Annotated in this window: 16 protein-coding genes; 9 read left to right on the plus strand and 7 right to left on the minus strand. The window is 60.0% G+C overall.

Annotated features, from left to right (window positions below):
- The first annotated feature begins 203 nt into the window (after nucleotides 1-203).
- A complete protein-coding gene (locus tag XH84_RS22855) occupies nucleotides 204-638 on the plus strand; it encodes a GNAT family N-acetyltransferase (protein WP_206734133.1) in 435 nt (144 codons plus the stop codon).
- A gap of 120 nt (nucleotides 639-758) precedes the next feature.
- Here the strand turns inward: XH84_RS22855 and XH84_RS22860 are convergent, their stop codons facing one another.
- The gene (locus XH84_RS22860) at nucleotides 759-1,085 is read right to left on the minus strand and encodes a hypothetical protein (protein WP_128919842.1); all 327 of its coding nucleotides are present in this window, start codon (nucleotides 1,083-1,085) and stop codon (nucleotides 759-761) included.
- Nucleotides 1,086-1,660: 575 nt separating this feature from the next.
- Between XH84_RS22860 and XH84_RS22865 the strand changes: the two genes are divergently transcribed.
- Nucleotides 1,661-2,656 carry an ABC transporter substrate-binding protein gene (locus XH84_RS22865; RefSeq protein ID WP_128919843.1) on the plus strand — a complete coding sequence of 332 codons (996 nt, stop codon included), beginning with the start codon at nucleotides 1,661-1,663 and terminating at the stop codon, nucleotides 2,654-2,656.
- Between the two features lie 156 nt (nucleotides 2,657-2,812).
- Here the strand turns inward: XH84_RS22865 and XH84_RS22870 are convergent, their stop codons facing one another.
- Complete coding sequence (locus XH84_RS22870) at nucleotides 2,813-3,004, minus strand: CsbD family protein (RefSeq protein WP_128919844.1); 192 nt, start codon at nucleotides 3,002-3,004, stop codon at nucleotides 2,813-2,815.
- A 195-nt stretch (nucleotides 3,005-3,199) separates the two neighbouring features.
- Here XH84_RS22870 and XH84_RS22875 point away from each other — a divergent pair, with 195 nt between their 5' ends.
- Together XH84_RS22875 and XH84_RS22880 are read left to right on the plus strand one after the other, a co-directional pair.
- The gene (locus XH84_RS22875; protein WP_128919845.1) at nucleotides 3,200-3,577 is read left to right on the plus strand and encodes a hypothetical protein; all 378 of its coding nucleotides are present in this window, start codon (nucleotides 3,200-3,202) and stop codon (nucleotides 3,575-3,577) included.
- A 765-nt stretch (nucleotides 3,578-4,342) separates the two neighbouring features.
- Nucleotides 4,343-5,977, plus strand: a complete 1,635-nt coding sequence (locus XH84_RS22880) for a hypothetical protein (protein WP_128919846.1) — start codon at nucleotides 4,343-4,345, stop codon at nucleotides 5,975-5,977.
- Nucleotides 5,978-6,286: 309 nt separating this feature from the next.
- Here the strand turns inward: XH84_RS22880 and XH84_RS22885 are convergent, their stop codons facing one another.
- Nucleotides 6,287-7,132: a hypothetical protein gene (locus XH84_RS22885; RefSeq protein WP_128919847.1), complete on the minus strand. Its 846-nt coding sequence runs from the start codon at nucleotides 7,130-7,132 to the stop codon at nucleotides 6,287-6,289.
- Between the two features lie 521 nt (nucleotides 7,133-7,653).
- Between XH84_RS22885 and XH84_RS22890 the strand changes: the two genes are divergently transcribed.
- Complete coding sequence (locus XH84_RS22890; protein ID WP_128919848.1) at nucleotides 7,654-7,992, plus strand: hypothetical protein; 339 nt, start codon at nucleotides 7,654-7,656, stop codon at nucleotides 7,990-7,992.
- A 75-nt stretch (nucleotides 7,993-8,067) separates the two neighbouring features.
- On the opposite strand, the gene XH84_RS22895 is transcribed toward XH84_RS22890, so the two are convergent.
- Nucleotides 8,068-8,481 carry a hypothetical protein gene (locus tag XH84_RS22895; RefSeq protein ID WP_206734134.1) on the minus strand — a complete coding sequence of 138 codons (414 nt, stop codon included), beginning with the start codon at nucleotides 8,479-8,481 and terminating at the stop codon, nucleotides 8,068-8,070.
- Nucleotides 8,482-8,704: 223 nt separating this feature from the next.
- Here XH84_RS22895 and XH84_RS22900 point away from each other — a divergent pair, with 223 nt between their 5' ends.
- Nucleotides 8,705-8,911 (plus strand): hypothetical protein, encoded by a 207-nt coding sequence (locus XH84_RS22900; protein WP_245471812.1) that lies wholly within the window; start codon nucleotides 8,705-8,707, stop codon nucleotides 8,909-8,911.
- A gap of 5 nt (nucleotides 8,912-8,916) precedes the next feature.
- On the plus strand, nucleotides 8,917-9,039 hold the full coding sequence (locus XH84_RS41425) for a hypothetical protein (protein ID WP_283810259.1): 123 nt from the start codon (nucleotides 8,917-8,919) through the stop codon (nucleotides 9,037-9,039).
- Between the two features lie 45 nt (nucleotides 9,040-9,084).
- Here XH84_RS41425 and XH84_RS22905 read toward each other — a convergent pair whose 3' ends face one another.
- Nucleotides 9,085-9,420 carry a nuclear transport factor 2 family protein gene (locus XH84_RS22905; RefSeq protein WP_245471813.1) on the minus strand — a complete coding sequence of 112 codons (336 nt, stop codon included), beginning with the start codon at nucleotides 9,418-9,420 and terminating at the stop codon, nucleotides 9,085-9,087.
- Nucleotides 9,421-9,554: 134 nt separating this feature from the next.
- On the opposite strand from XH84_RS22905, the gene XH84_RS22910 reads away from it, so the two are divergent.
- Both XH84_RS22910 and XH84_RS22915 read left to right on the plus strand, forming a co-directional pair.
- Nucleotides 9,555-13,331 (plus strand): response regulator transcription factor, encoded by a 3,777-nt coding sequence (locus tag XH84_RS22910; protein WP_128919850.1) that lies wholly within the window; start codon nucleotides 9,555-9,557, stop codon nucleotides 13,329-13,331.
- A 150-nt stretch (nucleotides 13,332-13,481) separates the two neighbouring features.
- On the plus strand, nucleotides 13,482-13,766 hold the full coding sequence (locus XH84_RS22915; protein ID WP_128919851.1) for a hypothetical protein: 285 nt from the start codon (nucleotides 13,482-13,484) through the stop codon (nucleotides 13,764-13,766).
- A gap of 114 nt (nucleotides 13,767-13,880) precedes the next feature.
- On the opposite strand, the gene XH84_RS22920 is transcribed toward XH84_RS22915, so the two are convergent.
- Nucleotides 13,881-15,167: an NRAMP family divalent metal transporter gene (locus tag XH84_RS22920; RefSeq protein ID WP_164936303.1), complete on the minus strand. Its 1,287-nt coding sequence runs from the start codon at nucleotides 15,165-15,167 to the stop codon at nucleotides 13,881-13,883.
- A gap of 241 nt (nucleotides 15,168-15,408) precedes the next feature.
- Nucleotides 15,409-15,594, minus strand: coding sequence for a hypothetical protein (locus XH84_RS22925; RefSeq protein ID WP_128919853.1), 186 nt, complete (start codon nucleotides 15,592-15,594; stop codon nucleotides 15,409-15,411).
- Nucleotides 15,595-15,685: the final 91 nt, after the last annotated feature.

The following is a 15,685-nucleotide window of genomic DNA, read 5'->3' on the forward strand; positions in this document are numbered from 1 at the left end:
GGGGCCGACAGGACCACGAGCTTGCGCCTTGTTGGCCGCTTCGCGGTCCACCAGCCGGTCGACCACGCCGGAGACGTCCGATTGTGACCCCAGAGCCGAACAAGTGCCTCGCGCATCACTTGGATCGGCACTGGCCTTGGGGCACGACTTTCGTTCGCAAGTAACTGTAGGTTGCGGTTAGTAGGCGGACCAAGGAGGCGGAATTGAGTACGATAGTCGAGATTCAAGCCACAGACCCGCTTATGTCGGCAGTATATGCCTTGCGACATAATGTGTTCGTAGTCGAGCAAGGTGTCCCGGAAGAAATTGAGGTCGACGAGGACGATATGGTCGCCACTCATCTTGCCGCGGTGTCTGACGGCCACGTCATTGGCACGTTGCGCATTTTGCTCCATGGACGTACCGCGAAAATCGGCAGGATGGCTGTATCAGCGTCGTCGCGGACAGAGGGCATTGGGAGAGAGTTGATGGAGTCCGCCGCGACCACTGCCTCCAGCCGCGGTGCCGAGGAAATTATTCTCGGCGCCCAACTCACCGCATACGGATTTTACAAGCGATTAGGATACATGGAGGAAGGAGCGGTGTTCGATGATGGAGGCACACCACACGTGATGATGCGCAAGAAATTGCAGCTATGAACTTCCGATTGGCTGAAGCGACCGAAGGTCGACCATGTCTGCTTGTGGCCCAGAGCCGACCTTCAGCGCTTACTCTGACGAAGTCCGCAAGTGACGCAGAGCGGACGTGACCCACTTTATTCAAAATTCATCATTGCCCGCCCGATAGGATGGAGATTCACGCAGGGCTTTGGTTACGCCTCTCATTCGGGCATTTGAACCAACATCAAATCCGGCCACACTACATACCAAGTAGCGCTCATCATGCCTGCGCCCGGCCCTCAACCCTGCCGAATCGACGAGCAATACGGCCTGGTAATCCAATCCAGGACTTGATGAATGGATGCTCGAATGCAGTTCTTCTTTTATGAGATCGTCGCTCGCGTCGTCGCAATCTATTTGTGCGTCGATTGCGTCCGCAAAGTGCGGTCTGGACTTGTCGAGAGAAAAATCACGTCCTTCTTTCATAGTGCTGATACTCTGGACTGGTTCGTAGACGGTCTTATGGGCTGGCCGAGTCAGGTTTTTCGTAGAGACACCGCGCCGGTCCGGTACTGGATGGAAATGGGGCACCAGACAGTAGCCTTTCTTGCATGCCTCGCTGTTGCGATACTTGGGTGGTGGCAGCCAAGCGCCTGAGCATCCAGTTACGGCCCATCGCGCCGTTCCGAGCATTGATCGAAATGGCCGCAATCGAAGGGTAGTCGGACCACCCGCGAAATCGGGAAGGCAGGCGCCCATGAAGCGTAGCGCAAGATCGCAGTCCGTCGCCGGTTATCCGGTCGGATCGCCTGGGCGGCTTCCGCATCATAGCGCCACGGCGGAGCCCTTTCTCCAGCCGGGAGAGCGAGCCACCTGATAGCTAAGGACCGGGTGGTCCGGTATATTTCGATGAAGTTTGGTAGGTCCGATTGTGGGCCCGCAGCGGACCTTCACGGCAATGCCCGTTGAGGGCCGCTGTTGCCCCATCTGAGCTGGTTTCAGCCCTATCAAGGTACTCGTTTTAGCCGATAGGATGCTGTTTCTCGACCGTGAGAGAGCCTATGAAGCGGCGAAAAGCTCTTGGTGTTATAGGCGGAGCAGCAGTGTGGCCGCTCGCGGTGTTGGCGCAGCAACCCAAGCACGTTCCTCGAATTGGCTTCCTGGTGACAGGTTCGATCGAATCTCCCGAGACGCGCGCATCTCTCAAAGCTTTCGGTCAAGGTCTACGCGAATACGGCTATATTGATGGTCAAAACGTGCTCGTTGAGGTCCGAGCGGCGGACCTGAAGGTCGAGCAGTTTCCGGCTCTGGCGAGTGAACTGGTCCGTCTTAAGGTCGATCTCATCGTTGCGTCGAATTCGCTCGCCGCACGCGCCGTACAGCAAGCGACCACTACTATTCCAATCGTCGTGCCGGTTATGGGCGATCCTGTCGGAGACGGGCTCGTTGCCAGCCTCGCTCGACCGGGAGGGAACATCACAGGCTTAACTTTCCTTGGCCCGCAGCTTGTCCCCAAGCGCCTAGCCCTGCTCAAGGAAGCGCTACCCACGATTTCGCAGGTCGCCGCTCTCTGGCATCCCGGTGCCTATGGCGAGCGCACGATGAATGACATGATGAACGAAGCAGAGGCGGCGGCACTGACCCTGGGAGTTCACCTTCGACTTGTTGCCGTGCACGCTCCCGATGATCTAGATCGCGCCTTTTCCACGGTTGCCGCCGAACGGGCGGATGCCCTTCTCATCTTTCCTAGCCCGATGCTTTTCAACCAAAGAAAACGCATTGTCGATCTCGCGGCAGACAATCGGCTGCCATTAATGGCTATGGGCAAAGAGTTTGTACAACTCGGTGGGTTCATGTCCTATGGAGCGGATATTACCGACTTCAACCGGCGCTGTGTCGCCTACGTGGATAAGATACTCAAAGGCGCGAAGCCTGCTGACTTGCCCGTCGAACAACCGACCAACTTTGCACTTTTTATCAACCTCAAAACCGCAAAGACCCTTGGCGTCGAAATTCCTCCCTCGCTCCTCGCCCGCGCCGACGAGGTCATCGAATGAGAGAGATTACTTGCGAGTTTGGCCCTTCGGCGAAGTGGCGATCGCTCCGCTTCGCGCTTTCGACGAGACTACTGGCCTTTCGATAGCGAAGTGAAAGAGCCGTATCGCAAAAGCAATGGCCGCCCGGAGGCGGCCAGTTCTTGGTCTACATCTTCGCTATTTTTTTAAGGCGTCAGCAGTATCCCGCGCTGCGTCCTTCACATCTCCTGCAGCGTTATGGGCGGATCCCTTAGCCTTATCCATTTTGCCTTCTGCCTCGAGGTCCTTGTCTCCGGTAAGCTTGCCAGCCCCCTCTTTGATCGCGCCTTTTGCCTTGTCGGCGGCGCCCTTCACATGTTCACGGTCCATGATCGTTACCTCTCCTATCCGGAAGACAAGCACAACGAAATCGGTGCGCGGTCGTTCCTGCGAGACGGGCACCGCGTGTCCGTACAGTTGTAGCGGCGGATGAAGAACACGGATTGCGTTCCGTCCTGCTTTCACTGTGAAATTTGTCAACGCTGCAGTCGCAAGTTTTCATCAGTCTGGCGGAAACGTTCGGGGATGCCCACGTTGATTGAGCGGCGGGGCCTCGATGGAGAAACAGCCATGCGATACCTATCTGTGGCATTGCTTGTCGCACTTCCAGCCATATCGATGCCTGCTGCCGCCCAGCAGCAAACGGAGGCGACGTCTCAATCCGGTGTTGCTCAAAACGTGCAAACTGAAGCTGATAAGGGCATAAAGACCCGCAATTCCGGGGAGTCCGGGTATGTTGGCAACCAGGACCGGCCTGGCGCGGCTTCTCATGCACCGGGAGAGACAACCAACGCGGTCGGGACCACAACCGGTAGCAGTGCGCCCGGCAATCAATCAAACATGAATAGTTCGCAGGCCGATTACAACGCTTCCTTGAAGGATGGCTCTGCGCCAAAGAAATAACAGCTTGCGACGACCGCCTTGGAACAAGAGATCGCCCGCGATCTGCCAGCGGCACAAGGAGTGAAACCCGCGAGAAGGCCAAGCGGGTTTCTTTGTTTGTGCAGGCGTTGCCGCTTTAGGAGAACTCGGCTCTTGGTCCTAAGCGGACGCCATGCAAATGCGCCATACCGCTCCCACACGAATACGATTAGTCCGACTACATGTCCTTCAAGATTGATGGCCGCCGCCGCAACGAACTCGGCGCTAAAATCGGTGGCAAACAGGTGTTGAGGCGCTCCGAACGGGCAAAATGCCAACCCTAAAGGACAAGCTTCGATGCAAACCAGAGCACGACACACAAGCAGATGCCGATTCCCACATATGGCAACGCAACGCGCATCGGTCCCTCCTTGGCTCTGAGACGCTACGGGCCGCAGCGCGATTTGCATGTTGGCGATGCCATGACCATCCAATCGGCTCCTGCACGAACTGTGACGAGCAATCGCGGGCAATAGCGGCGGGACGGCTGCGATTCTCTGCGTTACCCACGACGCTGGGCTGAGATCGGACCGGGACGAGATTCCTCCTAAGGCCGCGGCAGAGCTGGGAAGTGCTGCGGCCGTGCAGGCTGCATCGGCAGATTAGCAGGCTCGTCGCCAAACTCCTCAGAACATCCATTTAAAATATTAAGTGCCCTTGATTTAAAATGTGATTTAAATGTAGCAACGAAACGTTGTAGATGTCCACCGTGCATCTTCACGTGAATCGGAATAAACGGAGGGGGCCATGGCGGTTTTATTCGGCGATACGACTGGATCGCTCACGGGACGCCAGCATGGCGGAAGCCAAACTCTGGTTGGTTCTGAACCGACGAACCTATTGTTCGGGGATGCGGGTTTGGACTTACTCGACCACGCAATCGGCGGTAACGACACATTGGTAACTTCCGGCGCGGGAAGTCTGTTCGGCGACGCGGGCGGTAATATTTCCGATCATGCACGGGGCGGCGATGATACGTTGTCAGCCCAGGTGCTCGCGTCTGCTATCACCATTGGCGAGACTTTCATCCTGAATATGTACGGCGATGCTGGCGGTGATATCTCGGCTTGGGCTATTGCCGGCGATGACACCCTTAATCTCGAACTGCCCCCGACCTTTACACCCGGGGTGAAAGTGAATGCCTACGGCGATGCCGGCGAAATCTTGTCCGGTCACGCCCGTGGTGGCGACGACCATTTTAGCGTTTCCGGTGGCGGGCATCAGGCGGTCACCGTGTACGGAGACGCCGGCGGCAACCTAATCAATCGCGCGGCGGGGGGCAACGACACGTTCGTTGGCCACGTCGGACCGGACAGTAATGTAGTGTTCTTTGGCGACGCGGGCGGTAGCTTGCTCGGGCATACCCGTGGCGGCGATGACAGCTTCACTGCGAGCGGATCTGAGTACAACAGCTATCTCTATGGCGATGCCGGCGGCGACATGGCTGGTCATGCGGCTGGCGGCAACGACAGTTTCGCCGTGAGCGGAACCAATCCGTTCAATTTTGTCTTTGGCGATGCCGGTGGAAACATGTCCGCCTTTGCCACCGGTGGGAATGACACCTTCAATGACTCAAGTGATGTAACCCTGACCGATCGAAATGTCTTCGCCGGCGACGCTGGCGGGAACATGTCCGGTTCCGCCCGGGGCGGGGATGACACGTTCAACAAGACCGGCTTAGGGGGAAGTACATTCTATGGCGACGCCGCAGGCGATATGTCTGATCAGGCCGAGGGCGGCGATGACACTTTCCAGGCTTCTGGCACCCAGCACCAAAATATCTTCTACGGAGACGCGGGCGGCAACATGGGTGATCGAGCCGTTGGCGGCGACGACATCTATATCGGTGGCAAGGTATTCTCTCAGCTCGCCAATCAGGCGTATGGAGATGCGTTGACCATGTCAGGCCACGCCGCAGGCGGTAACGACACGCTGGTCGGCGGCGATGATCCGAATCCGCATCCGGCAGGCAGCTACGAGACCATTCTCGTCGGCGATGCCCGATCCATGTCCGATTACGCACGCGGCGGCAGCGACAAGATTGTCAGCGGCACCGGAAATGATGACGTCTGGGGAGATGCCCAGATGATGCTCAATTTTGCGGAAGGAGGGAACGATACGTTCGTATTCAATTTCGCGAACGGCCACGACAGGATCGAGGATTTTGGACAGGGTCTCTCGAATCTGGGAATCGACCTCATCGATGTCTCTGCGCTTGGTATCCAGAGCTTCGGTGATCTCGCTATCTCGCAATTCGATCCGATGACACATGAAAGTTTGATTACCTTCAGCCCAGGTAACGATGTCACTGTTCATAGTGAGGAAGCACTCAGGCCTCAGGATTTCGTTTTCGCACCCCATCAGTACGATTTGTTGACTTGAGCCGCCCCTCGCATTGCTGCTGTAGGCCGTGAAGTGTTAGGGAAAATTAGCTCGGTGACCATGACCGGCTTAGAGTGCTGCGGGGCGTGATGCTCCAAGCCCTCGAAAGGACTTACGGGGCACCTCGCCCAAGTCAGCTATTGGCCCTTCGCTGACCTTCTCGGACGGCCTATGGATGTCAGCTTTTGACCCGATTGAGACATCGGTCGCGTTCCAGCGTACCCGATATGAAGAGCTACAACCCGCCGATTCAGGCACCGACCAAATTTGACCGGTGATCAACTTCAAGACAGCCAACCAGGGAACTGATTACGCGCCGGTTGTCACGATGCAGTTGATCACAGACGGGTAATCACTTTGCTCCTGTAAGCGAATAAATTCTTTGATTGCGCGATAACACGTCGGCATCGACGAACTTCCACCCATGCTTTGGTTCGCCCAACGATCCAACATGACATGCGTCTTGACAATTTCTGAGTTCGCCGCGCGCAGTATGCCGATGGAAGGCGAAGCCGTTTCAAATAGATACTTGTGGAAGCTGATCACGAAAGTATCGCTTCTCGGCAACCCGTTGCCATACGGAAGAGTATCCACATCCCGCACAGTCTTTATTTTGTCATAGAGCCACTGCGAATCGATCAACGCTTTCCCAATCCCTCTTCCCTCAACGCCAAGCGGAGCAATCCACTCGGGACCTGGGGCTATGGTGGACCAAAAGATCACGCGATCATCACGGCGGTTCTCCATCGCCTTGAGCATGCAGAGGAATCGTTCCTTTTGTGGATCGTTCGAATGCTCCACCTCGTACTGGAGCTTCTTGAGTTTGTCGGGCCAGGGTATGGGCGCAGGTGGGGGTGGAGGCGGCGCAGCGGGAAGATAGATTTTGCGCAGCTTCGGGTCAGCCCCGATAAATGCGTAATTGCGCCCCCCGTCAATGCTGTGGCGGCAACCCACGAGTTCTCGCAAATACCAATTCACCTCCTCGGGAACGTGCGTTTGGAAGTTGAACTCGATTAACGCCCACGCATCTATGTGCTCGCGCGCCGCAATTTTCCACCAGTCGTCTGTGTCTAAGACCGGATATTCGCGTCCGCCTTTGGGCGGCCACAAGCCGCGTTTCTGCACTGGATTAAGCGGAACTTTGATATTGACCATTCGACGCCTCCCGCACAGTCCGAACCGCAGCGCGATACGCACCGGCCACGGTAGCGAAAGAAATGAAGTTTCGCCGGAAACATCGGAATGGCAACACGTCGGCGACGCGCCGGGTATGACCTATCTCACAGTTGTTCTGGCAGCAGCCACTCGCGAACAATGCCGCTCCTTGACCCTTGGCTGGCCTTCTCGCGCAACCTATTGAGCGTCAGCTTCTGACCAAAGCGGAACGTGCATCGCTTCCGGCCCTAGCCGGGCTTTTTATTTGCTCTCTTTCTTGGCCTCGGCCTCATAGCCTTGCGCTTGTCCTTCGAGCCGCGGCCCCGGCAGGAACATTCCCGCAATTGCCAAGTTTTCCCGATGCCCTTCCCCAAGGGCGACCCCCGTATTGCCCCAGCTCGAATGCCCCCCAATATCACCCCGAGCTGGGGCTTTTTTCCCGAGACCGGGCGGCGACGCGGCCGGAACTTTGCCGACGCATCACCGTTCCCGGTGCGCAGGCGCGAACGTAGGCGGACACCATGAAATGGATGCTTGTGGTCCTCGTCGGTGGCGTCGCGCCCGTCAACACCGATCTCGTATTCGACAAGTTCAGCGACTGCCTGTCCGCCGAGGCGCAAATGCGACAGCATTACTCTGACGCGTTCGATGCCTGGGACCGTTTGGCGGCAGCAAGAATTGACCGGCGCAGCGACTATAGGAAGGCCCGCGACCTCGAGGCGAAGAGACTGCTGAGTAACGTAGGCACCTGTGTGCCCCACGGTGGGGGAGATTCCGTTGCGCCGGCGGAGCCGCCCAAGCCGCCCGCCGCATCGTCGCAGCAACCTGCTGCGCCGTCGCAGCCAGCACCGCGAACCTAGCGAAACGCCGCGCCTCATTGAAAAAGGCCGCGCTCGTTCGGAGCGCGGCCGCATTCGTGATGACGCGCGAAGCGCTCACCGGTGGTGATGATGCCAACGGTGCCGCACGACGGGATATGATCCGCGGTAATAGGCGTAGGCGGGTCGCACGACGCGGCGATAGCGATAGCCGTAGGAAACGGGCTGCGTGTAATAGGTGGTTGCGGTGTATCCGCCGCCCCATTGATACGTTGCATCGTACGCGTCGTCGTAGGCGTATGGGCCGCCATAGTAACCAGCGCCATAGCCTGGACCGTAGCCGTAATAGCCATATCCGGGCCCCCATCCATACGCCGAGGAGGCAAGCCCGCCGATCACGGCACCTGCGACAAGGCCGCCAGCGATGCCCGGTCCCCAGCCTCGCCAGTGGGCCTCAGCCGGAGACGTCGCAGCGATCGAACTCACACCAAGAGCGCCGGCCATCAGGGCCGACATTGCAATCTTCTTCATCGAGACACCTTTCACACATCGCAGTGCTTCCGCCCCTGAGACAACGGGAAAAATAAGCAATGGTTGCTCGCTGCCAGAGCGTTCGCCCAAACCATGCTCGCGGCAGCGTCGACAGCACGCGCGATGTGATCCGTTCGACTAAAGATAGCCGGGAAAAACTGGAAACATTCAGGAATGCCTTGAGTTGGCAGCGACTGGATGCCGTGTCTGGAGAGCAAGCATCGTGGACGACGCCGTCTTGAAGAACGCCACTGAAATCGCCTGGACGGTGTACCGGGCGCGGCATCCCGACGTCGACGCATTCGACAGTCGGCGATGTCTGCTGGAACGCCATCTGCACAGGAGATGGGAAGAGCGCGAGAGCGATGCCGAAGAACTCGCCAGCTTCGGGATAGCCTACCTGGACCGGCTTCCCAGCGACGAATGTTGACGAGCATGAAAACGCTCGTCGCGCGCTTAGTTCGCGGAAGCACAAGGCCGAGCTGGACGCTGCTCGCGATCTCGTTTCTCATCTCGGCGGTCATCGTGATCGCCTTGCGCATCATCTTCGGGAGTTAGTCGCGGACACGGCGCGGACTGCCGGTCCGGATCGCGCGGGAGGCCCTAGGAGGAGGGACTGCAGTCCAGCACCTTGATCCTCCCGGCGGCGTCAAACGCCAAGACGGCGCTCATGACACCCGTACTGGTGACGTAAGAGATCACGGTTCTGTCGTCCGAGGGGTTGAGATCGTCCAACATTCCGGCCGGATATTTTCGAAGGCGGTCGATCCAATAGGCACGAAGTGCCTCGCGGCCGGTGACGGTTTGGGCGCCACCGCAACCGCAGTGCACCACGGCATCATCGGCATGGAGGTCCAAGATCGCTTCGATATCGCCCGCGCGATAGGCATCAAGCCAGTCAACCGCAATGGCCATCGGGTCAAAGGAGGGACTTTTCACCTATTACCGTCCAAAAGATTTAGGCCGCGGACCCCGCTAAGCCTCTTTTTTCCATGGATTAATTGTATTTTAATGCCCCACCCGGCCGCGGCCATATGCCGAAGGACATAGAGGACCGGGCCGGGGCAAAGTCGATGTTGGACACCTCCGCCAAGCAAGGGATCTTCAAGCCGATCCGGCTTGTGCTCGTCGATCGGCAACCGATCGTCTTGCAGGGACTGAAGTCGATCCTCGGGAGCCAGCAGGACTTCGATGTGGTCGCGTCGACCAGCGACGGGACCAGCTGCCTCGAGGCCCTCAGGAATTTGTCGCCCGACGTCGTGCTCATTGCCGACAACCTGCCGGATCTGACGGCATCCGACATCCTCGTGATCGCGAAAGCCGAGCAGCTCTCCACGCGCCTGGTGTTCTTTACCGAATCCGACATCAACGAGGATCTGACCGCAGCGATTGCCGCCGGCGCCTGCAGCGCAATTTCGAAATATGCCGCTCCCGGCCCCATGCTGCGATCACTGCGGCTGATGGCGAAGAGCGGTGTGTCGCTGGAGCCGTCCGATCTCTCGCCCACCGGTAATGAGGCTGATGGCGGCGGCAAGATCGAAAAGACGCTGGAGCTATTGACGCCCCGGGAGCGTCAGATCGTTCGACTGGTCTCGGAAGGAATGTCGAACAAGGAGATCGCGCGCCAACTCGACGTTTCCCAAGGGACAGTCAAAGTCCATCTGCACAATATCTTTCAGAAGCTCGAGATCACCAACAGAACGGTGCTTGCAACCATCTCATTGTTGCAACGCACCTCTGGCTTCAGCGCGCTCGCTCTGGCCTTTCTGGCGTTCGCAATTGCCGACGAGCTCAAGGCGTCGGAGGCGAACGACAGGTTTGCGAATGATGATGGTCCAGATCAGACGGGCGAGCAGGCCGGATATGAGGTCTGGAAGAAGGCCATTCTTCAACACCGCATCGTCTCGGAATCCGGCGAGACGCTCCCGCTCACCGAGAGCGGCTTGCTTGCCAAAGCAAGCCAAGCCACGAACTCGGCTGCGGCAATGGGAGCGCTGCGCGCGGCCGAGCAATTCCTGGGCGCGAAGCCGTGGAAAGGCGGCGCTCCTGTTGGATCCGGCTCGCCAAATCTTGCTGCGCCTTTGCTGCGAGCAACCAGCGACACTCCAACCGGAGGTGGCCCTGCCGCGGAAGATCACCTTCCGCGGCTCGCTTCCAATCCGATGTCCCTTCAGGGCGGCTATGGCACCTTCGCCGCTCTCGCCGGTGCGTTGATCTACGCCCTGCACGATCCCCATCTCACCGCGCAGGCGCGTGAGTTGGATCTTAGGTCGATCGACAGCCTCCTGAGTGGCACCGGAGAAAATACGACCACAAAGCTGGCCGCGATCACGCATGTCGGCACCGATCACGCAGGCAACTCAGTCCCGGGTGTCCTCTCGCACGATCTCAGCCGGCCTTCCGGCTTTGTGACTGGAAGCGACAACGTCGCGCAACAGGGCGTTCGGGGGCATACGGGCCAGGACGCCGCGGCCGACAACGGCCAAAAACTTGATGACGTCTTGGATCGTGGTCACGCTTCCGGTCTGGGCGAATTTAGCCGCGATCAATTGATGGGCGGCAACGTCGAAAACATTGTTCATCGCGGCCCGCCCGATTCCAAGTCCGGCGCTTCCAACGCCCTCCAGGATGTCGCACCCGGGCCGAGCAGGATCAATCTTGCAGCGTTTGGGGCGCTGGCTTGGCTGCATCTGACGGCGGCAGCCAAATCGATCCCGCCACATACCCTCGCCTGGATCTACGATCCCGCCAGCAATCAAACGATCGTCTATCTGAATCCGACCGACCACGTGCTTGAGGTCGGGGATCGCGGCCTGATGGAAATCCATTTGCAGGGGATCGTTGCCATTGCCGAGACGGAGGTCGTGGCTCCGCCAGATGGCGCAGCTGTCGCGGTCACCCTGGAGCAGCTCGAACAAGCGCTGATATCGGCGATCGCAACCGATGAGATTGCTTCGAGTACGGACAGTAACCATGCGAGCGAGACTGCACTTGCGGCGGCCGGAATCTGGAGCGCTCTGGACGATGACGGCCTGAGCTTCCAATTCGCACAAGTTCGGACTGGCTTTGGAACGTCGGCAAAGTCCAGCGCCTTCACGAGCGGTTCGGGGGACAGGACGGAGGACAGTGCCGGTAGGTCCGGTATGTCAGCTTACGGATCATCAGTCGCGCCTGGTCATGGTGCGGCGCCTCCGGCAGCCGAAAATCTCACATTAAAGAGCGAGCCGGTCAATTCGAACACCAGTGTTCTGTCGACCAAGCAGACCGAGATTGTCCTATCGGGCCTCGAGACGGCCGACAGCACCGGCCACGGCAACTCTGATCACGCCTCGGAGCCGGGGTCGGCAAAGCCGGCAGCCATGGAGATGGCTGAAGCGGAGTCCAAACCCGGCAATGGTGTCGGGAATGACAATGAGCATCGTTCCCAGGATGCGGACGTTTCGCCAGCGGCAGCGAAGGCGGCGGAGCCTGGTAGCGACGAACACAGCAATTCGGGGCACTCGCCGTCCGCTAAAGAAGAGAGCGCCGCAACAACCGGCGACACGGACCACGGTAATTCGCCGCACGCTGCGGAGCCGGGGTCGGCAACGCTCGCGGCCATGGAGATGGCTGAAGCGGAGCCCAAACTCGGCAACGGCGTCGGGAATGACAATGAGCATCATTCCCAGGCTGCGGACGCTTCGCCAGCGGCAGCGAAGGCGGCGGAGCCTGGCAGCGACGACCACAGCAATTCGGGGCACTCGCCGTCCGCTAAAGAAGAGAGCGCCGCAACGACCGGCGACACGGGCCACGGTAATTCGCCGCGCGCTGCGGAGCCGGGGTCGGCAGCGCTCGCAGCCATGGAGATGGCTGAAGCGGAGTCCAAACCCGGCGATGGTGTCGGGAATGACAATGAGCATCGTTCCCAGGCTGCGGACGTTTTGCCAGCGGCAGCGAAGGCGGCGGAGCCTGGTAGCGACGAACACAGCAATTCGGGGAACTCGCCGTCCGCTAAAGAAGAGAGCGCCGCAACGACCGGCGACACGGACCACGGTAATTCGCCGCACGCTGCGGAGCCGGGGTCGGCAGCGCTCGCGGCCATGGAGATGGCTGAAGCGGAGCCCAAACTCGGCAACGGCGTCGGGAATGACAATGAGCATCGTTCCCAGGCTGCGGACGCTTCGCCAGCGGCAGCGAAGGCGGCGGAGCCTGGCAGCGACGACCACAGCAATTCGGGGCACTCGCCTTCCGCCAATGAAGCGGAAGCAGGTGAGAGCGTCGCAACGATCGGCGGCGCGGATCACGGCACCTCGCCCCACGCCGCGGAGCCGGGATCGGCCGAGCCGGCGGACGTGGAGATGGCGGAGGCGGAATCCAAATCCGGCAGCGGCGCCGGGAATGACAATGAGCATCAGTCCCAAGCTGCGGACGCTGCGTCACCGGCATGGAAGACGGCAGAGCTGGCTGTCTTGGAGCACGGCAAGTCGGGGGACGATTTGCCTTCGATCTCTCCAGACTCAGCTCCCGGGATCGTCCAACCGAGCGCCGCAGGAGACGATAACACCGCAGGCGAAGATCCGCAGCAGCCTACGCGATCTGCTGCAATCGACCCTGAAGCAAAGCCGGCCAAAACTGGATTCGAGATCAGCGGCGCAGATTACGCGTTCCGCTTCGATGACGGACCAGCTCCTGCCGCGCTCGCCGCAGCCGTCGAGCCCAAAGAACTCGGAAATCCCCACATTACGCTCGATCAGAAAGACGCCCCCCAGATGATTGCCGAAATTGTCCCCGGTGCGCTGGGTGAACAGGCGGCCGACCACGGCCTTCATGGTTCGCATCACGGACCTGCGTCACATGACTGGCTGATTTGAAGCGTTGCATCCTCGTTGACTGAACATGGACAGAGGCGCGACGGCGCGAGCCCGATGTCGAGCAATCTGTGTGGAACCCGCCTGATGGAAGCGGGAACCGGAAGGGGCGCGTCTGAATTAACCTGCGATAGGACAATAGCGGATCCTGCGATGACAAGTGGTCGTTTCGCCAATTCCATCTCCGCCGCGCTCCGCCATCCCGGCGTGATCGCGCTCATCGTGGCCGGCGTGACGATCGCAGCAATGCTGATCGTCGACCACGGCCCCTGGAATCGCGCCAAGACGCAGCCGGCCCATGTCGCGATGTATGCGACCACCGGCGAAGCGGCACGGGCCGCGGGCGCCAAGGTGCTCCCGACCACTCCGAAATCGCCGATCGAGCCGGCGCGGCCGGGGCCCAGGACGTCCCCCGTCGTCAATCCCGTGACACCGTAGTCGCGTCAGCTCTTGCGACCGTAATTCAAGAGTCCGCCGCTGGTCTTCGGCGCATGCGCGCAAGCTTCCTCTTTGCGGAAAACCGCTTCGCGCCGTTCCGGATCATGCTTTAGCTCAGCCGATCAGCGACGAGCCGAGCAAGGCGAGGACGGCCAGCGCCATCAGCGCGGTGCCGAGCCAGCCCAGCGCGATCAGCCATGACCGGGCCCTGAAGCGGCCCATGATCGTGCGGCTCGAGACGATCAGCATCATCATCGCCATGATGGGGACGGCGACGATGCCGTTGAGCACGGCGCTCCACACCAGCATGTGGATGGAGTCTATTCCCGTGAAGCCGAGGCCGAAGCCGATGATGGTTGCCGCCGCGATGATGGTGTAGAAGCCGATCGCCTCGTCGGGCTTGGCTTCCAGCGTGGCACGCCAGCCGAAGATCTCCGCGACGCCATAAGCGGCCGAGCCCGCCAGCACCGGGATTGCGAGCAGACCCGTGCCGATGATGCCGAGCGCGAACAACGCGAAGGTGAAATCCCCGGCGAGCGGCCGCAGCGCTTCGGCCGCTTGCGTCGCCGAACCGATGTTGGTGACGCCGTTGGCGTGCAGCACCGACGCGGTGGTGAGGATGATGAAGAAGGCGATGCAGTTGGACAGCAGCATGCCGGAGATGGTGTCGGCCCTGATGCGCGCAAGCTCCGGACGGCCGCCGTGCTTGAGCTCGCGCAGCGGCTTGTCGCGCTTGCCCTGGTTCATCTCCTCGATCTCCTGCGAGGCCTGCCAGAAGAACAAATATGGGCTGATCGTGGTGCCGAGCACGGCGACGACCATGAGGAAATAGTCGCCGCTGACATTGGCCTTGGGCCACACCGCGGCGAGCAGGGCCGTGCTCCAGGGGATCTTCACGGTGAAGGCGGTCGCGACATAGGCGAACAGCGCCAGCGTGAGAAATTTCAGCACCGGCGAATAGCGGCGATAGGGCAGGAAGACCTGCAGCAGGGTCGAGCCCGCCGCGAAGATCAGCGCGTGCTCGTGATTGAGCCCGCCGATGACAAGCGACAGCGCCTCGGCCATCGCGGCGATGTCGGCGGCGATGTTGAACGTGTTGGCGGCCACCAGCATAGCGACGAGGCCGAGCACCGCCCAGCGCGGCGCGACCTGCATGACGTTGGCGGCGAGCCCCTTGCCGGTGACGCGGCCGATCTGCGCGCTGACGAGCTGGATGGCGATCATGAACGGCGTGGTGAGAAACACCGTCCACAGCAGCCCGTAACCGAATTGCGCGCCGGCCTGCGAATAGGTCGCGATGCCCGACGGATCGTCGTCGGCAGCGCCGGTGATCAGGCCCGGCCCCAGTCGTTGCAGCAGCGACGGCGAGGATTTCGTCGGGGAGAGGGCGCTGTCGTTCATGGAAGGGAGGACCTTAATCGAGGGCGGTGTTCTCAATAGCAAATGCTAACGAGAGAACATAGGTTCCACGCCGCGTAGGGCAGACCCGCAATTTCTGAAAATACTAATTCAACTTGACCGCCGGGCAAAACACGTGTAGAGTCCCATCATCCCAAGAATTCTCGAGCCCCCGGACGCCTCGGCGCGCGCCTCGCGTCAGGCGCGGCCATGAATGCACGGATGAAAGGCGTGCGCCGGCTCGCTACTTGACGCTGACGAACATGCCCCAGGCGGCTGTGAGCGCTGCGCCGGAAAAGACGATCAGCGGGTTGTCGCAGAATGCACCGCCATAGGTGCATACGGTTGTGCCGAACGAGCCGATCTCGTGATGGCTCGCGGAATAGAACAGTCCCGACAGCCCCAGCAATGCAGCGGCGACGTAGTACATGGCGATCTCTCCGAAGCTCTCCCGCCTGTGTCTGCGCAAGGAGAGCGAGCGACATGCTTCAGCATGGCGCGAACAGCTTTCATTCCGCCGA

It is taken from the genome of Bradyrhizobium nanningense (assembly GCF_004114535.1).
In the GTDB taxonomy this organism is placed as follows: domain Bacteria; phylum Pseudomonadota; class Alphaproteobacteria; order Rhizobiales; family Xanthobacteraceae; genus Bradyrhizobium; species Bradyrhizobium nanningense.